Origin of the sequence: Nocardia carnea (assembly GCF_029869215.1) — a bacterium.
GTDB classification, from domain to species: domain Bacteria; phylum Actinomycetota; class Actinomycetes; order Mycobacteriales; family Mycobacteriaceae; genus Nocardia; species Nocardia carnea_B.
Map to the genome: position 1 here is coordinate 1 of NZ_JARWPM010000206.1, position 17,613 is coordinate 17,613.

Below are 17,613 nucleotides of genomic sequence, written 5' to 3' on the forward strand. Positions count from 1 at the left end.
ACCCTGGACGGCGCGCTGGCGAGTTTCCGCGGCGCCTGAGCGAGACGACGCCACCCGGCCCGGGGTGGCGGGGGGGGGGAGGCGCCCCGCCCGCCCCCCCCCCGCGGGGGGGGGGGGGGGGGTGGGGGGGCCCCCGGCCGCCCCCCGGGCGGCGGGGTGCCGGGGCGCCAGCACGCCGCCGCCACCGCCGGCCGGGTGGCGTCGTCTCGCTCAGGCGCCGCGGAAACTCGCCAGCGCGCCGTCCAGGGTGGAATGCAGGTCGAAAACCTGGTCCAGAGCGGTCATCTTGAGCTGGCGGCTGGTGGCCGGGCCTTCGGCCACCAGTGCGATGGTGGTCTTCTCTCCGGCCCGCTGATGGGCGGCTACCAAGGCGGCCATCCCGGCCGAAGCCAGGAAGCTCACCGCCGCGAGATCCACGACCACCCGGTCCGAGCCGGCGTCGAGCGCCGCGTCGATCGCCGTCTCCAGCGCCGGGGCCGTGGCGAGATCGACCTCCCCGGTCACCGTGAGCACGGTGACGCCGTCGTGGTCGGCGATCGAGGTCGTCATCGTATCCGGAATCGGGTTCTCGTCTGGGGAAGAGTTCGTCACATCATCACAATCTGCCATGAGTCTCCCGATCTTGCTGCATCGTGCCCCCGCGGGACCGGTTGTTCGTCGCGCGCAGGGCGCTGGCCACCGGGAACGTGATCGCCGGCAGGGTCACCGACATCCGCACCCGGGTGCCGGGACCCGGATGGTCGATCTCGAGTTCCTCGGTGAGTGCCCGCATCATATCGATTCCCCGGCCGCGCGGTCCCGGATCGGCGGGCCGGGGCCGCCAGGTGCCGGTATCGGTCGTTTCGATGACCACCCGGTCGCCGTCGCATTCGGCGGTGAGCAGCACCCGTTCGGTCTCCGAGGCGCCTTCCTGGTATGCGTGTTCGATGCTGTTGCTGCATGCCTCGTTGGTCGCCGCGACCAGGTCGGCGGTCAGGTTGTGCGGGACGGCCGCGGCCGACAGCCAGGCCGTGAGGGTGCGGCGCAGCATGGCCAGCCGGTCCGGCCGGGCCGGTAGGTCCAGTCGTAACGGTTCCGGTGGCTGCCGGTACACCACCATGGCGATATCGTCGTCGTAGCCACCGTCCGGGCGCAAGGCCGAGAGCACCGAATCGGCCACTTCGCGCGGCAGTTTGCCGGCACTGCCGGCCAGCGTTTCGGCGATTTTGGTGAAGCCCTCGTCGATATCCTCGCCCCGGCGCTCCACCAGCCCGTCGGTGAACAGCACCAGCGTCGAACCGGGCGGAAGCGGCGTGGTGGCCTCCGGCCGGCGCAGAGTCTCGAAGGTAGCCAGCGGTACCGAGCGCCCGCCTTCGAGCAGCCGGCCGGTCTTGTCCACATCGGCCAGTATGGGCGGCATATGACCGGCATTGCTGTAGCGGACCAGCCCGCGTACCGGATCCAGCACCGCCGCGCAGACGGTGGTGCACAGGGCGCCGGGAATACGCGCGGCCACCGGGTCGAGTTCGCTGAGCAACTGGGCAGGTCCGGCGCCGCGTAACAGCAGCGCGCGGGCCGCGGTGCGCAACTGGCCCATCACCACGGCCGCGGACAGGCCGCGGCCCACGCAGTCCCCGACCACGACACCGATGGTCCCGTCGGGTAGCGGTACCACGTCGTACCAGTCGCCGCCGATCTCGAGCGGGGGGAGCGCAGGCTCGTAGTGCACCGAGAACCGAGGTGGCAGTTCGATCGGGCCGAGCATCGCCCGCTGCAGGGTCAACGAGGTGGACCGGGCCTGATCGAAGTTGCGCGCCCGCTGCACGGCCAAACTCAGATGACCGATGAGCAGCGAGAACAGCGTCCAGTCGGCGGCATCGACCACCCGCGGTACGGCGAAACGCAACCACAGCGCGGCATCGCCGGTTTCGCCCAGCGGGGCCACGATGCCCTCGGCGCTGCCGGCCCCCTCGGGGACGGCGATCAGAGTGCGTCCCGGCCGCAGCCGCGCGCGTTTGAGTATCGCCGCGGTCCCCGGTTCGAGACCGGTGCCGCCGTCGTCTCCCGGACTCGCCGGCGGGATACCCGAGACGTACATCTCTGGCGCGGTATGACCCGCCCACACCGCCACGACCGCGGTTTCCGCGCCGACGGTACGCCGCAGCTCGTCGAGGCCCACTTCGAGCACCTCGGCCACCGTGGTGGCCGCGGCCAGCGCCGTGGCGAGCCGGTTGGCGGCCTGATCGCGCGCCTGGGCGTCGTGTTCGGCGGTGACGTCACGGACGGTGCCGACGAAGATGTGTTCCTCTCCGTCCGGTTTCACCAGGGCACTGGTGCTCACCCCGATCCAGCGGCGCCGGCCGTCCCGGTGCTGGATCGGGACGACGAACCGCGAGGCCTCGGTGCCCAGGTCGGGATACCGCGGGCCCTCCGGAATCGACCACGGATGCGGTAGCGGATAGGGCACCCCGGTCGCGCCGTATCCGGTGAGTTCGCCGAAAGCCTTGTTGACCTCGATAATCGTCCCGCGCGCGTCGGCGACGAAGAAACCGTCCTGCAGCGATTCCACCAGGGCGGTGCGGAATTCGTCGCGCCCGGCGAGATCGTCGGCACGTGAGCGCTGTTGTTCGTAGCGGCGGGTGCCGTCGAGGTAGCCGCGGGTCGCCACATCGAGGGTGATCAGGGTTTGCAGCAGGAATTCCAGCGCATGCTCGGCCAGCGGACTGTCCGCGCGGGGGGATCCGCCGGCGTCGGTCTCCTGGTCGTCCGCTTCGATCTGCACCTGTTTGGCCACGCGGAAGTGATGCTCGGTGAGGTCGAGCAGGCTGATGCCCTCCACCAGGGCGCGGCGGCCGAGTTCGTGCGCCTCGGCGAGCCCGTCGTGTTCGGGGGCGGCGAGATGGCGGCGCAAGGCATCGGCATAGGCGTCGAGGAACGCCGCCAGGATCTCGCTCATAGGCTCTCCCGGCAGGTCACGACGCTTCTCGCTCGTGCGCGACCCCGTTCGGAACGCCCCGCACCCGGGCGGCGAGAACCAAGGCGTCGTCGGTGTCCTTGGCGTGCCGATCCACCAGTTCCCGGGCGATATCGGCGGTGGATTTCGCCAGGTCGATACCCTCGTCCGGCGCCACCACCACCCCGTCGGTGGACATCAGCAGCAGATCTCCCGGGCGTACCGGCACCGTCTGCGGCTGCAGGTGCGGCGGCAACCGGTAACCGACGATCCCCCCGCTCTGCAATACCGTGGCACTCACCTGCGGTCCGGTGGGTCCCGCGGTGAGCACCTGCGAATCCACATTCCCGACCCCCAGCCACTGCGCTTCCTCCGCACCGAACAGGGCCAGGGTGACCGCGGCGCCGCGGGTATCCGACATCGCCCGGTGGCACAGCACCATCAGCACATCCAGCGGTTCGGCGCGGTTCTCGGCGAGTACCCGGGACGCACGGTCCACCGCCGCGGCCGCGGCCGCCCCGTGACCGAGACCGTCGAGCACGGCGAACAGGACCGACCCGGTGCCGGTATCGAGGACCACGCAGCGGTCCCCGGAGACATCCTGTCCGGGGAGGGCGCGGCCGGCCATCGCCCATTCGATCCGGCCGATGAACCCGTCCTCATGCACCGTGGGGTACCCACTTCCACATTTCCACCAGCGTGCCCTGGCCGGGTGCCGATTCGATGGCCATACCGTCCATCAGCCGTTTGGCGCCGGGGAGGCCCAGGCCCAGACCCAGACCGGTGGAATAACCGTCTTCCATGGCGCGGGCGATATCGATGATGCCCGGCCCCTGATCCTTGGCCTGAACCACGAGAGCGCGACGACCGTCGCGCTCGTCCACGTGGAGCCGGATCTCGCCGCTGCCGGCGTAGCTGGTGATATTCCGGGCAACCTCGGAGATCGCCGTGGAGATCATCGTCCGGTCGGTGAGCGTGAAGCCGAGTTCCTCGGCCAGCTCCCGCCCGGCCTGACGCGCGGTCACGATGTCGTTCGACATCTTCACCGCGATTACCACCCGATCAGCGGCCACTGTCACGACCATCTCGGTGGTGGCGCCGGTCCGAAGCCTTCCGGTTCAGCCAAGCCAAGCCCTCCTCGAGGTCCAGTGCCGTGTGCATATCCTCGAAGGTGAGGCCGAGTTGCACCATAGCGAAAGCGACCTCGGGTTGCAGGCCGACGATAACGGTTTCCGCGCCGCGCAGCTGCGTCATATGCGCGATGGTGCGCAATGACCTGGCGGCGAAGGAATCCATCACGTCGATGGCTGTCACGTCGACGATGATGCCTTGTGCGCGGTACTTGCTGACCTGGTTCATCAGGTCGTCCTGGAGGCGCTCGGTATCGGCATCGGTCAGCGCGGACTGTACGGATGCGATCAGATATGTGCCTTGTTTGAGGATAGGTACTGGCATAACGGTTCCGTCAGCGCGAATCGCGTTCGCTGCGTTCGGTCACTCTGGACACTTCGTAGCCCAGTAACCGTTCCGCCTCTTCGATTCCGCCCTGCAGATCGCCGACCGCGTTCATCTTCGACAGATCGAGTCCGATCGTCACCAGCGTCAGCGCGATCTCCGAGGACAGACCGGTCATGATGACGCTGGCGCCCATCAACCCGGACGCGTCCACGGTCTGCACCAGGTGGTTGGCGACCGTGGAATCGATATCGGGCACACCGGTGATATCGATGACGACCACCTTGGCGCGGTTGTTGCGGATCGCCCGCAGCAACTGTTCGGTGAGCTGACGGGCGCGCTGGCTGTCCAGCACACCGATTATCGGCAGGATCAGCAGCTGCTCACGCACCTGGAGCACCGGGGTGGACAGCTCGCGGATAGCCTCCTGCTGCTGCCGGATCACGCGCTCGCGTTCCTGGACGAAGGACACGCCCACGGTATTGGCGATTCGGTTCGCGGCCGGTTCGTACGCGTCGAGGACCGCGTTGAGCAGTTCGAAATTCGACTGATACTTCTCGAACAGCGAGCGGGCCAGCACATCGCGCAGCAGCAGCACCATGCCGAGGACCTCGTCGGTCTCGACTCCTCTCGGAATGATGCGCTCGGACAGATCGCGGGCGTAGGCCTGCAGCGCTTCGACGCTACCGGTTTCCAGCACCTCGACGTAGTTGTCGTACACCGACGTGGCCTCGGAGAAGACCTCTTCGGGGGTCATGGCGGTGAGCAGCCGGGCCTCGGTGATACGCCGTGCCCATTCCTCCCGCAACGCGGTGCGGTTCTGGCGCAGATGCTCGACGAGCTGCGGCAGCAGCTTGTCGACGGAAACCTCGGCCAATGAGTCCGCCGAAAGGCCCATGGACACCTCGGACATGTAACTTGTGCCCCTTTCGACGGCGGTCCGGTACATCGTAGTGACTTCGGCGGTCGTGCCGATACCGAGCCTAGTCATACCCTCGCTCCTACGCCGGTGAAACCTGCCGGTCCGGTTTATTCGCCGGTTGTGACCGGGAACGCGTCCGGCGTGGTGAAACCGCGCTCCAGCGCCGCGAGCGCGCGATCGAGATAAACGGTCAGATCCGCGTCTGCGCGGGCGAGCCAGGCATCGAACGCGGCGCGGGCGGCGGCCAGGGTGGTCCGGCCGACGGCCAGCGGGATCAGCGCGTCGGGTGGATCGCCGAGTCGCGACGCCGCGAACTCGCTCACGGTGCGTTCCCAGGCGTCGTAGTGGGCGCCCGCGGTGGCGGCCAGGGCGGGCACATCGGCCACCAGTTTCATCCGGGTGCGCAGTTCGGGGACGTCCTCGGCGCGATAGCGATTGGCGTTGACCACCACGCGGCGCACGGCCGCCATCATCGGCTCGTCCGGGGGAACCGCGGCGAAGGCGGCCCGGAGCCCGGCGACCTCGTCGTCGAACGAGTACCACAGCACCTCGGCCTTACCGGGGAAGTAGCGGAAGAAGGTCCGGCCGCTGATGCCGGCGACGGCCGCGATCTGCTCGACCGTGGTTTCCTCGAAGCCCTGCTCGCTGAACAACCGCATGGCGATCAGTTCGAGCTCGCGCTTGGTGGTACCGCGGGGGCGTCCGCGCGGATGCTGTGCCGTCACGGGAAGATTCTGCGCTGTGTGACGGGAGGCCGGTGCGGTCGGGGCCACTCTCTTGATTTTGTCAGTGGGTGACGTTAATGTCGGGCCCATGATGGTGGCGGACCTCACATGGCCGGAGGCGGGTGACCTCGGTAACAGCGGGGCGTTGCTCGCGGTGCCGGTCGGGTCCACCGAGCAGCACGGCCCCCACCTTCCGGTCTCCACCGATACCGACCTGGCCGTGGCATTGTGTATCGGTCTGGCCGAGCGCCGCCCGGCCGTCCTGGTGGCGCCGCCGGTCGCCTACGGCGCCAGCGGTGAGCACAGCGGTTTCCCCGGCACCCTGTCGATCGGGCAGATGGCGCTGGAACTGCTGATCGTGGAACTGTGCCGGTCGGCTACCGCTACCTTCGAGCGGATCGTGCTGGTCAACGGGCACGGCGGGAATGTGGAACCGCTGCGCCGGGCGGTCGCCCTGTTGCGCAGCGAATCCCGCGATATCCGGTTGTTCCTGCCGCGCTCTGCCGGTGACGCCCATGCGGGCCGCACGGAAACCGGCCTGCAACTGCACCTCTCGCCCGGACGTGTGCACACCGAGCGGGCCCGGCCCGGCGATACCCGCCCGCTCGCCGAGGTACTGCCGCAGTTGCGCGCCGGTGGGGTGAAGGCCGTCAGCGCGAACGGGGTCCTCGGTGATCCCACCGGCGCCACCGCCGCCGAAGGCGAGCGGCTGCTCGGCGAACTCGTCACCCAACTGTTCGATCAGGTCCGGCAATGGTGGCCGGAACCAGTGGAAAGGACCCGACCATGAACCCGTGGTTCGAAACCGTTGCCGAGGCGCATCGGCGCGCCGAGAAGCGGCTGCCGAAATCGGTGTACGGCGCACTGGTCGCCGGCTCGGAACGCGGCCAGACCATCGACGACAACCAGGCCGCGTTCACCGAGCTCGGTTTCGCACCGCACGTCGCGGGACCGATCGGCGAACGCGATCAGTCCACGACGGTGCTGGGTCAGCAGATCTCCATGCCGGTGATCATCTCGCCGACGGGTGTGCAGGCCGTACATCCCGACGGCGAGGTCGCGGTCGCGCGGGCCGCCGCCGCGCGCGGAACGGCCATGGGACTGTCGTCGTTCGCGAGCAAATCCGTGGAGGAGGTCGTGGCCGCCAATCCCACCACCTTCTTCCAGCTCTACTGGTGTGGGAGCAAGGACGATATCTCGGCGCGGATGGCGCGGGCGAAGGCCGCCGGTGCGGTGGGCCTGATCCTCACCCTCGACTGGTCGTTCTCGCACGGCCGCGACTGGGGTTCGCCGGTGATCCCGGAGAAACTGGATCTGCGCACCATGGCGAGCTTCGCGCCGCAGGTGCTGCGCAAACCGCGCTGGCTTACCCGCTACCTGAGGTCGGGCACCCTGCCCGACCTCACCGCCCCCAATATGGCGCTCGGCGACGCCCCCGCGCCCGGTTTCTTCGGCGCCTACGGCGAATGGATGGGCACCACCGCCCCGGACTGGGCCGATGTGGCCTGGGTCTGTGAGCAGTGGGACGGACCCGTGATGCTCAAGGGCGTCATGCGGGTGGACGATGCCCGCCGGGCCGTCGACGCCGGTGTGTCCGCCATCTCGGTGTCCAACCACGGCGGTAACAACCTCGACGGCACCCCCGCCTCCATCCGCGCGCTGCCGGTGGTGGCCGATGCGGTGGGTCACGAGATCGAGATCTTGCTCGACGGCGGAATCCGGCGCGGTAGCGATGTGGTCAAGGCCGTGGCCCTGGGTGCGCGCGCGGTGATGATCGGCCGCGCCTACCTGTGGGGCCTGGCGGCCAACGGGCAGGCCGGTGTCGAGAACGTCCTGGACATCCTGCGCGGCGGTATCGATTCCGCGTTGCTCGGGCTGCGCAAGACCAAGGTCACCGAACTGGACCGCTCCGATATCGTGATCCCGGAGGGTTTCGAGCGGCGACTGGGCGTCGATACGCCGGCGCAACTACGCGTCCCGGAATCGCCCGCCGAAGCGGTATGACCCCGCGGCGATAGTCACGGCACCACACTGGAGGCGTGAGTATCACAACGGTGTCGTCCAGGATCGTCTACGAAAATCCGTGGCTGACGGTGCGCGAGGACCGGATCGAGCGCGGGGACGGGTCGCCCGGCCTGTACTCGGTGATCGAGAAACCCGATTTCGCGCTCGTCATCCCGATGGACCGCGAAGGCTTCCATCTCGTGGAGCAATACCGGTACCCGGTGCGTGCGCGGACCTGGGAATTCCCGTCCGGTGCCTTTCCCGAGGGAGTGACGGGCACCCCGGAGGAACTGGCCGCGGCCGAACTCGCCGAGGAAACCGGGTTCACCGCCGGGCGGCTCGAGTGGCTCGGCCGGGTGCAGGTCGCGAACGCGATGACCGGGGAAGGGTGCCACGTTTTCCTCGCGACCGAGTTGTCGCCCGGCGAGCCGAACCGCGAGCTCACCGAACAGGACATGCGGCAGCAGTGGTTTCCGCGGGCCCGGGTGGAGGACATGATCCGGGACGGGGTGATCGCCGACGGTCCGTCGCTGGCCGCCTACCTGCTGCTGAAACTGCGCGCGCAGTAATTCAGCGAGGAGACGGTTCGCAGGTTACAATTTAGGTTTGCCTTACTTCGGGCTATCCGGGGGTCGGTCGTTAAGCTCGCTGTGCTCGACCCCCGGTACAGCGGCGTTCACCGTGGCTGTGCCGTGTTCTACCCGCAGCCCATCTCCGAAGGAGTGCGATCGGTGACCGCTCCCGAGTTCCGCTATTCAGACCTGCTCCCGATCGGTGCCGACGACACCCCGTACCGGCTGCTCACGACCGAGGGCGTCAGCACCTTCGAATCCGGTGGCCGGACCTTCCTGCAGGTCGACCCCGAGGTGCTGCGGATGCTGACCGCCGAGGCGATGCACGACATCAGCCACTATCTGCGGCCGGCGCATCTGGCGCAGCTGCGGCGCATCATCGACGATCCGGAAGCCAGCGGAAACGACCGGTTCGTCGCGCTGGACCTGCTCAAGAATGTCAACATCTCCGCCGGCGGCATCCTGCCCATGTGCCAGGACACCGGTACAGCGATCGTCATGGGCAAGAAATCCGAGGGTGTACTCACCGGCGTGGACGACGCCGAATGGATCAGCCGCGGCGTCTTCGACGCCTATACGAAACTGAACCTGCGGTACTCGCAGCTGGCGCCGCTGACCATGTGGGACGAGAAGAACACCGGTTCGAATCTGCCCGCCCAGGTCGAGCTGTACTCGACGCCGGGCGATCCCGCGCAACCGTCCTACAAGTTCCTGTACATGGCCAAGGGCGGCGGTTCGGCGAACAAATCGTTCCTGTACCAGGAGACCAAGGCCATCCTGAATCCCACCCGGATGCTGGAATTCCTGGACGAGAAGATCCGCTCCCTGGGTACCGCGGCCTGCCCGCCGTACCACCTCGCCGTGGTGATCGGCGGTACGAGCGCCGAATTCGCGCTGAAGACGGCGAAGTACGCATCCGCGCACTACCTGGACAATCTGCCGACCGAGGGTTCGATGACCGGTCATGCCTTCCGTGATCTGGAACTCGAACAGGAAGTGTTCAAGCTGACCCAGTCGTTCGGGATCGGCGCCCAGTTCGGCGGTAAGTACTTCTGCCACGATGTCCGCGTGGTGCGGCTGCCGCGGCACGGCGCGAGCTGCCCGGTCGCCCTGGCGGTCTCCTGTTCCGCCGACCGGCAGGCGCTGGCCAAGATCACCCCCGAAGGTGTGTTCCTGGAGCAGCTCGAACGCGAACCCGCGCAGTACCTGCCCGAGCAGACCGACGAGATCCTCGGCGGCGACGTGGTGCGGGTCGATCTGAACCGCCCGATGGACGAGATTCGCGCGGAATTGTCGAAGTACCCGGTCAAGACCCGTCTTTCGCTGTCCGGCCCGCTGGTGGTGGCCCGCGATATCGCGCACGCCAAGATCAAGGAGCGGCTGGACGCGGGCGAGGAGATGCCGCAATACCTGCGCGATATGGCCGTCTACTACGCCGGTCCCGCGAAGACGCCCGACGGTTACGCCTCCGGGTCCTTCGGCCCCACCACCGCGGGCCGGATGGACTCCTATGTCGACCAGTTCCAGGCGGCCGGTGGCTCGTTCGTCATGCTCGCCAAGGGCAACCGCTCCGCACAGGTCACGCGGGCCTGCAAGGAGCACGGCGGTTTCTATCTCGGCTCGATCGGCGGCCCCGCGGCCCGGCTCGCGCTGGACTGCATCAAATCGGTGGAGGTCCTCGAATACCCGGAATTGGGTATGGAAGCCGTCTGGAAGATCGAGGTCGAGGATTTCCCGGCGTTCATCGTGGTCGACGACAAGGGCAACGATTTCTTCGCCGAAACGCAGAAGCCGATCGCCCTGCGGGTGCGCACCCGGTCCAAGGAACGCGTCTGACCTTCGCCGCCGGAAGGTTCGGTCACTCCGGTCCGAACAGATGGTCGTAGCCGATGGCGAACGCGTTGTCGGCGGGATCGACCACCACGTGGAGCCGGTCGCCGACCCGCGGTGCGGGCGCGACGGCGGGCACTTCACACTCCGCCTCGAACGGTTCGATACCGGGACCGCTGATCCGGACCCGCAGTTCGGCGACGTCCGGGGATTCGCCACCTCTGCGTATCCGGACAGCGGTGATCTCCGCGGTCGCGACCACCCCGGCGGCCCGGAACCGCCGCTCGGTCCCGCGCCATTCGAAGGTTTGCACCGCGAGCGCGATCCCGATCGGGAAGGTGATGATTCCCGGGCACAGCGCGTCGGCCGGTGATGCCGTCCACGCGACGATCGGTCCGGTCAGGATCAGGCCGGCCGCGATCACGTAGGTGATCGCCCCGGCTACCGGCCCGATGAGTTCGACCTGTCTCGGCCCTTTTTCGTCACCGCCGGACATTCCGCCCACAGTATGCGGCGCCGTCGTCCATCGCTGCCCGAACCGGATCCGTTCGGTCCATGTACTCACCGGCGGGCAAGCGCCTGACCGAGGACCGCGGGTTGTCCCGATGCTCCGCCGCGATGTGACACGCGTGCGGGCGCGGTATCCGGAATCGGCGGCGCGGCAGGAACGGCGTCCGCCGGGGTGTTGCCCGGTTCGTGGCCCCGGCGATACCCTCAATCCGGTTAGCAGAGGCTAACCTTGGAACGGGCTGGGTGAGGTCGAGCTGTGGATTTGAGTAGGCGCCATATCTTCAAGGCCGGCCTCGGGCTGGGCGCGGTATTACTGGTCGCCGGCTGTGGCGACGGTTCTTCGCCCGCGGGTGCGGACGGGCCGCCGCGGCGGGGCGGGACATTGCGGGTCGGGGCGATCGGGAAATCGTCCAAGATCGAGCGGGACCCGCATCAGACCCTGAGCAACGAGAGCGATTTCCTCATTGCCTCCCTCGTCTACGATGCGCTGACCGTTCCGGGAGCGGATCCCAACGTCTCCGCGCGGCTCGCCTCGCAGTGGGAATCCGATGCGCAGCAGCGGAAATGGACCTTCACGATTGCGGAAGGCGCGCGTTTCCACGACGGCCGGCCGGTGACACCGGACGATGTCGTCTGGTCGCTGCGCCGGTTGCGGGAGATCGCCGGCGAAACCAAGGTGCCGGTGCCGTCCGCCGCGGATATCCAGCCCGCCGGTGCGAACGCGGTGACGCTGACCTGCGCGGCCCCGAACAGCCAGCTCCCGTTGCTGCTGCGGATGATGACCTTTGTGGTCCCGCAGGCCACCACCGATTTCACCGCGGCCATCGGAACCGGCCCGTTCCGCCTGGAGTCCTACGACAACGGCAACGCCCGCCTGGTGCGCAACGAGAACTGGTACCGGGAAGCGCCGCTGCTCGACGCCATCGAGGTGACGCTGTTCGAAAGCCCCGACGCGATGGCGAATGCCATCATGGCGGGCCAGATCGACCTCGCCTCGGGCGTGGGCGCGGTCGCGGGGCGGATGGCGGAATCACGCGACGAACTCGCGGTGATCCGGCGCCCGGACGATGTCGCGGTAGCGATTGCGATGCGCACCGCCGACGGCCCGTTCGCCGATCCGCGGGTACGCGAAGCGCTGCGCCTCGCGGTGGATCGGGAAGCGATGGTGGCGCAGGTACTTTCCGGGTACGGCACCGTGGCCAACGATATCCTCGGCACCGCCGACCCGGAATACGATACGTCGATCCCGCAACGGCAGCGCGACCTCGACCGCGCCCGGCAACTGCTCGCCGACGCGAAATTCGATACCGCGAAGTCCTATCGCCTGCTGACGAAGCAGGAGGCCGTGGGGGAGGTCGAATCGGCGCGGATCTTCGCGAGCCAGGCCGCGGAGGTCGGGCTGAAGATCGAGGTCGTGGTACAGGAGGCGAACGCCTTCTACGACGAGACCTGGCTGACGGCGCCGCTGTACACGGTGAACTGGGGCACCAACGATTCGGTCGTGTTCTTCGCCAGCAAGGTCATGTACTCGCGCACCAAATGGAACGAAACCGGGTTCCGCGACACCGCGTTCGACAAGGCCTACACCGAAGCTCTGGCCGCGCCGCCGGGGCCGGAGTTCACCGCGGCCTGCCGGGAGATCCAGCAGATCCAGCACGAGCGCGGCGGCTACCTGGTCTGGGGGATGGCCGACGGTATCGATATCGCCTCCCGCTCCGTGCACGGCCTGCCGACGCTGGGCGGGTACGGCCGGGTGCAGCTCGAACGGGTGTGGCTGTCGCGTTGATCGGATTCGCCGCGGTGGTGGCGCGCCGGATCGGCTTGCTGATCGCCCTGCTCGCAGTGGTATTCGTGGTCGTCGACCTGTTGCCGGGTAACGCGGCCCGGGCCGTGCTCGGCCGGGATGCGAGTCCCGAGCAGATCGCGGCGAAAGAACGCGAACTGGGGCTGGACCGGCCGCTACCGGAACGTTTCCGGGAGTGGTTCGGTGGCGCCGTCACCGGCGATTTCGGCACCACGGCGCGCGGCCAGTCGGTGAACGAGCTGCTGGCGGCCAAATTCCCGCAAACACTGCTGCTCGCCTCGATCGCCATGCTGGTGACGATGATCCTGGCACTGCTGCTCGGTGTGTGGTGGGCGGCGCGCCCCACCGGGTTCGCCGCGCGGGCCCTGCAACCCGGTTCGGCCTTCGTGATCGCGGTGCCCGAATTCGTCGTCGCGACCCTGCTGGTCTTGGTTTTCTCCCTCTGGCTGGACTGGCTGCCCGCGGTGACCTTCACCGACCGGGTCGGCTACCCGGCCGATCCGGACATGCTGATCCTGCCGGTGCTGGCGCTGGCCATACCCCAGACCGGCTGGAACCTGCGGGTGGTGCGGGGCGCGGTGGCCGATGCCGCATCCGCCCCGCATGTGGAGAGCGCGGTGCTCAACGGACTCCCGGAACGCGCCGTGTTGGTGCGCCATATCCTGCCGTTCGCATTACCGACCGTCGCGATGTCGTTCGCGACCTCGGTCGGCACCCTGTTCGGCGGTGCGCTCGTCGTCGAGACGATCTTCAACTATCCGGGGATGGGCGCCCTGGTCGCGGGTTCGGTATCCGATCGCGACACCGCCCTGGTCGCGGCCGTCGTCGCCGTGACCGGGACGACGATCATGGGCATCCTGCTGGTGGCCGACGCCATCCGGGCCTGGGCGAATCGAGGCCGGGCATGACGGCCCGCACCGCAAAGCTGCGAACCCGGTCCGGTCCGCGCCGGCTCTGGCTGCCCGCGCTGCTCGCCGCCGCGGTGGTGGCCCTCGCGATTCTCGGGCCGGTGTTCGCGCCGCATACGGTCGATCACGCGGTGGGTATCACCTTCGCGGAACCGAGCGGGCAGGCCTGGCTGGGCGGTGACCGGCTCGGGCAGGACGTGTTCAGCCAGGTGCTGCACGGCGGCTGGGGACTGTTGCTGGTCGCCGTGATCATCGCCGTCCTGGTGACCGGCTGCGCGGCCGGGCTCGGCTCCGTCGCCGCGCTGTATCCGCGGGTGGGGGCGTGGATCGAACGGGCGGCGGACCTCGGGATGCTCCTGCCGCCGGTGCTGGCGATGCTGCTGTTCATGCTCTCCTGGCCGGAATCCGGTGCGGTGGGGCTGGTCGTGATCTGCGTGGTCGCCGGGACTCCGTATACCGCGCGCGTTTTCGCGGCGGCGGCCGCGGGCGTGGCGACCTCCGGTTTCATCGAGGCGGCCCGCGGCCGCGGGGAAGGTGCGGCCTACCTCGTGACCCGGGAACTGCTGCCGAACCTGCGGGAAACGCTGCTCACCCAACTGGGTTTGCGATTCGTGGAGGCGATGTACCTGGTGAGTACCGCGGCGTTTCTGCAGTTGCCGACCACGCTCGGCGACGCCAATTGGGCGGTGATGGTGCGCGAGAACGCCTCCGGCATCCTGCTCAACCCCGCGGCAGTGCTGGCGCCGAGCCTGGCCATCGGCCTGCTCGCGGTGAGTGTGAACGGTGCGGTGGCGGCCTTCGGCCGGGGAAGGCGGAGCGTATGACCACCGGCATCGTGGTCGAGGAATTCGCGGTGCGGACGGCCGCCGGCGCCGAACTACTGGCGCCGGTCTCGCTGCGGGTGCCGCCGGGCACGGTCACGGCGCTCACGGGTCCCTCCGGCGCCGGGAAGACGACCCTCATGCGCGCGGTACTCGGTCATCTGGCCGCGGGCACCGTACGCGCGAGCGGTTCGGCGCATATCCATGGACAGGACGTCTTCGCACTGGACGGCGCGGCGTTGCAGTCCTTCCGGCGCGAACATCTGGCTTACGTCGGCCAGGATCCGGGTGCCGCGCTGAACCCGGCCATGCGCATCCGTTCGCTCCTCGTCGAGGCAGCACCGCGGGCCGGCCGCGAGCAACAGGTCGCGGCGCTCCACCGGGTCGGGTTGCCCGAGCGTATGTTGCGCAACCGTTCTGGTGAACTGTCCGGCGGCGAGCAGCGCCGGGTGGCACTCGCGTTGGCGTTGGTACGCGGGGCCGGTGTGCTCGTGGTGGACGAACCACTCGCCGGCCTGCACGGGCAACTGCGCCACGATATCGCCGATCTCCTGCGGTCACTGGCCGACGACGAGAAAGTGGCGGTGCTGATCTCCGGACACGACACCGCGATCCTGCACCGGCTGGCCGACGATACGGTCGCCCTGGGCGCGCCCCGGACGCTCCCGCCCTCGTCGCCCGACCCGCTCCCGGACCTGCCCGCGGGCGCGGAGGTCGTGCTGCACGCGGCGGGTATATCCGCGCGAGCGGGCCGCCGGATTCTGCTGGAATCAATCGACCTCACCGTACGAGCGGGGGAGTCGGTCGCGATCGCCGGACCGTCCGGTGCGGGCAAGACGACCTTCGCGCGGGTCCTCGCGGGCCTGCACACCGAGGCGTCGGGAACGCTCGCGGTGAACGGCCGCCGCCTGGGCATCGGGACGCTGCGCCGTTCGCGCCGCGACCGCCGGCGAATCCAGCTCATCCCGCAGCACCCGTTGTCCACTCTCAACCCGAAACGCACTGTGTGGCAAACCCTGTCGCGCCCGCTACACCTGAGTGGGGTGCGGTCCCGTGAGATCGGCGAGCGCGCCGCCGCGCTGCTGCGCGATGTCGGCCTCGACCCCGCCATGCTGAGCCGCTACCCGGCCGAACTCTCCGGTGGCCAGCGGCAGCGGGTCGCGATCGCCCGGGCCCTGGCCGCCGCGCCCGAGGTACTGATCTGCGACGAGATCACCTCCGCTCTCGACGCCGGAACGGCCGCCGCGGTCATGGGCGTGATCGAACGCACGCGCGTCGCCACCGGGATCACCGTTCTCGTCATCAGTCACGACATCTCCGTACTCGCGGGACATTGCCACCGGATAGTCGTCCTCGCCGACGGGAAGGTCGTCGAAACAGGCGATACCGCCACGGTCCTCGCCGAGCCGGGTACCTCGGATACGCGAGCCCTGCTCGCCTGACCCCTCCGGCATTCCTGCCGGCGGCACCGGCCGACCAGCGGAACAGCACGGGTCAGCGAGCGCGTCCGCCCGTGCCGGCTCGTCGCGACGCCGGCGTGCAGCAGACCGTGGACGGACGTCACCGACCATAACCGTCCGAGACCGCGCACAGGCGGCAGCAACCGATACGTGATGCACCGATCGGGTGGACCGGCGCGTGTCAGCTCACGCATCAGGCCGGTGTCAGCTCGCCGTCAGCCGGTCCGGCGAAAGTCTTCGTATCCCCACCGGGCATACGAAGGAGAAGATCATGTCCCCCAGCCGGACCGGCCACAACAGCGCCCCCTCGCATCCCGCCGCCGGCGAGATCGCGGCGGCGGATCCCCGGGCACTGCAGAAAGCCCTCGACGATATCGTCGCTTCCGGTTTCACCGGTATCGCCCTGCGGGTGCGCGACGAACAGGGCGAATGGACCGGCAGCGCCGGCGTGGCCCGGCTGGGCGAGACCGCGAAACCGCCGATCGACGGCCATATCCGGATCGGCAGCAATACCAAAACCTTCATCGCCACACTGGTGCTGCAGTTGGTCGGCGACGGCATGGTCGGTCTGGACAGCCCGGTCGCCGGCTATCTGCCGGAGTTCGGGATCGACGAGCGGATCACGGTACGGATGCTGTTGCAGCACACCAGCGGCATCTTCAACTTCACCGGTGAATACTACCCGGACGGGACGATCGTGCGGGGGATCGCGGCCACGCCGTCCGGTAAGGAATGGGTGGACAACCGGTTCCGCACCTACCAGCCCGAAGAGCTGGTACGGCTGGCGCTGTCCGAGCCGCCGCGGTTCGAGCCGGGTGCCGGCTGGAGCTATTCCAATACGAACTATGTGCTGGCCAGGCTGCTGATCGAGAAGGTCACCGGCCGCCCGGTCGCCCACGAGGCGCAGCGCCGCATCCTGGGGCCGCTGGGTCTCACGGGGACGGTCGTACCGACCACGCAGACCGGTGTGCCGGTGCCGCACGCCCATGCGTACTACCGGTACGAAGATGCCGGTGAGCAGCACACGGTCGATGTCACCGAGCACAACCCGTCGTGGATCTCCAGCGGCGGTGACATGATCTCGACTACCCGGGACCTGGAGATATTCATCTCCGCCTTGAACAGTGGCGCGCTGCTGCCGCCCGCGCTGCTGGCCGAGATGCGGACTACGTACCCCACCGGTATCCCCGGGATGGATTACGGTCTCGGCGTGTTTCTTCGCGATACCGGCCACGGTACGGTCATCACCCACAACGGCGGCGCGGCGGGGCACGGCGCACTGATGTTCAGCACACCCGATGGCAGCAAGACCTTGACCGCCGCGGTGAACTATATCGACGATGCCGAAATGTCGCTCTCGGCGGAGTTCCAGGTGGCGATGCAGCGCCTGATCGACGAATTCTTCACCGGCGGGCCGGCCGGCGCAGAGCCGGCGAACTGACGAACGGTGGGGGGGGGGGGGGGGGGGCGCCGGGGGCCCCCCGGCGGCGGCCCCCCCCCCCCCCCCCGGGGGCGGGCGGGGGCGGGCGCCGCGGGGGGGGCGGGGGGGCCCCCCCCCCCCCCCCCGGCCCGGCCCGAGAACCCCCCCCCCCCGCCCCAAACCCCACCCCCCCCCCCCCCCCGCGTGGGGGCCCCCCGGGTGGCCCGGCCCGGGGGGGGGGCGGGGGGGG

Annotated in this window: 17 protein-coding genes; 9 read left to right on the top strand and 8 right to left on the bottom strand. The window is 68.9% G+C overall.

The genetic code is table 11. The annotated features are described in order from the left end of the window. Window positions 1–210: 210 nt before the first annotated feature. From QH276_RS14150 to mftR, 7 genes are all read right to left on the bottom strand, one after another. On the bottom strand, window positions 211–591 hold the full coding sequence (locus QH276_RS14150; RefSeq protein ID WP_348536633.1) for an STAS domain-containing protein: 381 nt from the start codon (window positions 589–591) through the stop codon (window positions 211–213). 4 nt (window positions 592–595) lie between these two features. After that, a complete protein-coding gene (locus tag QH276_RS14155; protein ID WP_280399381.1) occupies window positions 596–2,935 on the bottom strand; it encodes a SpoIIE family protein phosphatase in 2,340 nt (779 codons plus the stop codon). 16 nt (window positions 2,936–2,951) lie between these two features. After that, window positions 2,952–3,599 (bottom strand): SpoIIE family protein phosphatase, encoded by a 648-nt coding sequence (locus QH276_RS14160; RefSeq protein WP_280399382.1) that lies wholly within the window; start codon window positions 3,597–3,599, stop codon window positions 2,952–2,954. Further along, a complete protein-coding gene (locus QH276_RS14165; RefSeq protein ID WP_280399395.1) occupies window positions 3,592–4,005 on the bottom strand; it encodes an anti-sigma regulatory factor in 414 nt (137 codons plus the stop codon). Before QH276_RS14165 ends, QH276_RS14160 begins: the two co-directional genes overlap by 8 nt. Then, window positions 3,995–4,387, bottom strand: coding sequence for an STAS domain-containing protein (locus QH276_RS14170; protein ID WP_280399383.1), 393 nt, complete (start codon window positions 4,385–4,387; stop codon window positions 3,995–3,997). The genes QH276_RS14165 and QH276_RS14170 overlap by 11 nt, the downstream gene beginning before the upstream one ends. A gap of 10 nt (window positions 4,388–4,397) precedes the next feature. Further along, window positions 4,398–5,300, bottom strand: coding sequence for an STAS domain-containing protein (locus QH276_RS14175; RefSeq protein WP_280399396.1), 903 nt, complete (start codon window positions 5,298–5,300; stop codon window positions 4,398–4,400). Between the two features lie 116 nt (window positions 5,301–5,416). Further along, on the bottom strand, window positions 5,417–6,034 hold the full coding sequence (gene mftR / locus QH276_RS14180) for a mycofactocin system transcriptional regulator (RefSeq protein WP_280399384.1): 618 nt from the start codon (window positions 6,032–6,034) through the stop codon (window positions 5,417–5,419). A gap of 88 nt (window positions 6,035–6,122) precedes the next feature. On the opposite strand from mftR, the gene mftE reads away from it, so the two are divergent. The 4 genes from mftE to QH276_RS14200 all read left to right on the top strand — a co-directional run bounded on the left by mftE (window position 6,123) and on the right by QH276_RS14200 (window position 10,446). After that, window positions 6,123–6,824 (top strand): mycofactocin biosynthesis peptidyl-dipeptidase MftE, encoded by a 702-nt coding sequence (gene mftE / locus QH276_RS14185; RefSeq protein WP_432278646.1) that lies wholly within the window; start codon window positions 6,123–6,125, stop codon window positions 6,822–6,824. Then, a complete protein-coding gene (gene mftD / locus QH276_RS14190) occupies window positions 6,821–8,038 on the top strand; it encodes a pre-mycofactocin synthase MftD (RefSeq protein WP_280399385.1) in 1,218 nt (405 codons plus the stop codon). The genes mftE and mftD overlap by 4 nt, the downstream gene beginning before the upstream one ends. A 35-nt stretch (window positions 8,039–8,073) precedes the next feature. After that, window positions 8,074–8,607 (top strand): NUDIX hydrolase, encoded by a 534-nt coding sequence (locus tag QH276_RS14195; protein ID WP_280399386.1) that lies wholly within the window; start codon window positions 8,074–8,076, stop codon window positions 8,605–8,607. 162 nt (window positions 8,608–8,769) lie between these two features. Further along, entirely contained in the window at window positions 8,770–10,446 is a 1,677-nt protein-coding gene (locus tag QH276_RS14200) for a fumarate hydratase (protein ID WP_280399387.1), read from the top strand. A gap of 22 nt (window positions 10,447–10,468) precedes the next feature. On the opposite strand, the gene QH276_RS14205 is transcribed toward QH276_RS14200, so the two are convergent. Next, window positions 10,469–11,005, bottom strand: a complete 537-nt coding sequence (locus QH276_RS14205) for a hypothetical protein (RefSeq protein ID WP_280406761.1) — start codon at window positions 11,003–11,005, stop codon at window positions 10,469–10,471. A 201-nt stretch (window positions 11,006–11,206) separates the two neighbouring features. Between QH276_RS14205 and QH276_RS14210 the strand changes: the two genes are divergently transcribed. From QH276_RS14210 to QH276_RS14230, 5 genes are all read left to right on the top strand, one after another. After that, window positions 11,207–12,736, top strand: a complete 1,530-nt coding sequence (locus tag QH276_RS14210; RefSeq protein WP_280399389.1) for an ABC transporter substrate-binding protein — start codon at window positions 11,207–11,209, stop codon at window positions 12,734–12,736. Beyond that, a complete protein-coding gene (locus tag QH276_RS14215) occupies window positions 12,721–13,662 on the top strand; it encodes an ABC transporter permease (RefSeq protein ID WP_280399390.1) in 942 nt (313 codons plus the stop codon). Before QH276_RS14210 ends, QH276_RS14215 begins: the two co-directional genes overlap by 16 nt. After that, complete coding sequence (locus tag QH276_RS14220; protein ID WP_280399391.1) at window positions 13,659–14,486, top strand: ABC transporter permease; 828 nt, start codon at window positions 13,659–13,661, stop codon at window positions 14,484–14,486. The genes QH276_RS14215 and QH276_RS14220 overlap by 4 nt, the downstream gene beginning before the upstream one ends. Beyond that, on the top strand, window positions 14,483–15,925 hold the full coding sequence (locus QH276_RS14225) for an ABC transporter ATP-binding protein (protein WP_280399392.1): 1,443 nt from the start codon (window positions 14,483–14,485) through the stop codon (window positions 15,923–15,925). The genes QH276_RS14220 and QH276_RS14225 overlap by 4 nt, the downstream gene beginning before the upstream one ends. 289 nt (window positions 15,926–16,214) lie before the next feature. Further along, window positions 16,215–17,384: a serine hydrolase domain-containing protein gene (locus tag QH276_RS14230; RefSeq protein ID WP_280399393.1), complete on the top strand. Its 1,170-nt coding sequence runs from the start codon at window positions 16,215–16,217 to the stop codon at window positions 17,382–17,384. Window positions 17,385–17,613: the final 229 nt, after the last annotated feature.

Excerpts from the sequence above, each read along its gene's own strand:
- QH276_RS14155 (WP_280399381.1), bottom strand. The coding sequence starts at position 2,935 with ATGAGCGAGATCCTGGCGGCGTTCCTCGACGCCTATGCCGATGCCTTG.
- QH276_RS14170 (WP_280399383.1), bottom strand. The coding sequence starts at position 4,387 with ATGCCAGTACCTATCCTCAAACAAGGCACATATCTGATCGCATCCGTA.
- QH276_RS14175 (WP_280399396.1), bottom strand. The coding sequence starts at position 5,300 with ATGTCCGAGGTGTCCATGGGCCTTTCGGCGGACTCATTGGCCGAGGTT.
- mftE (WP_432278646.1), top strand. The coding sequence starts at position 6,123 with ATGATGGTGGCGGACCTCACATGGCCGGAGGCGGGTGACCTCGGTAAC.
- mftD (WP_280399385.1), top strand. The coding sequence starts at position 6,821 with ATGAACCCGTGGTTCGAAACCGTTGCCGAGGCGCATCGGCGCGCCGAG.
- QH276_RS14220 (WP_280399391.1), top strand. The coding sequence starts at position 13,659 with ATGACGGCCCGCACCGCAAAGCTGCGAACCCGGTCCGGTCCGCGCCGG.
- QH276_RS14225 (WP_280399392.1), top strand. The coding sequence starts at position 14,483 with ATGACCACCGGCATCGTGGTCGAGGAATTCGCGGTGCGGACGGCCGCC.
- QH276_RS14230 (WP_280399393.1), top strand. The coding sequence starts at position 16,215 with ATGTCCCCCAGCCGGACCGGCCACAACAGCGCCCCCTCGCATCCCGCC.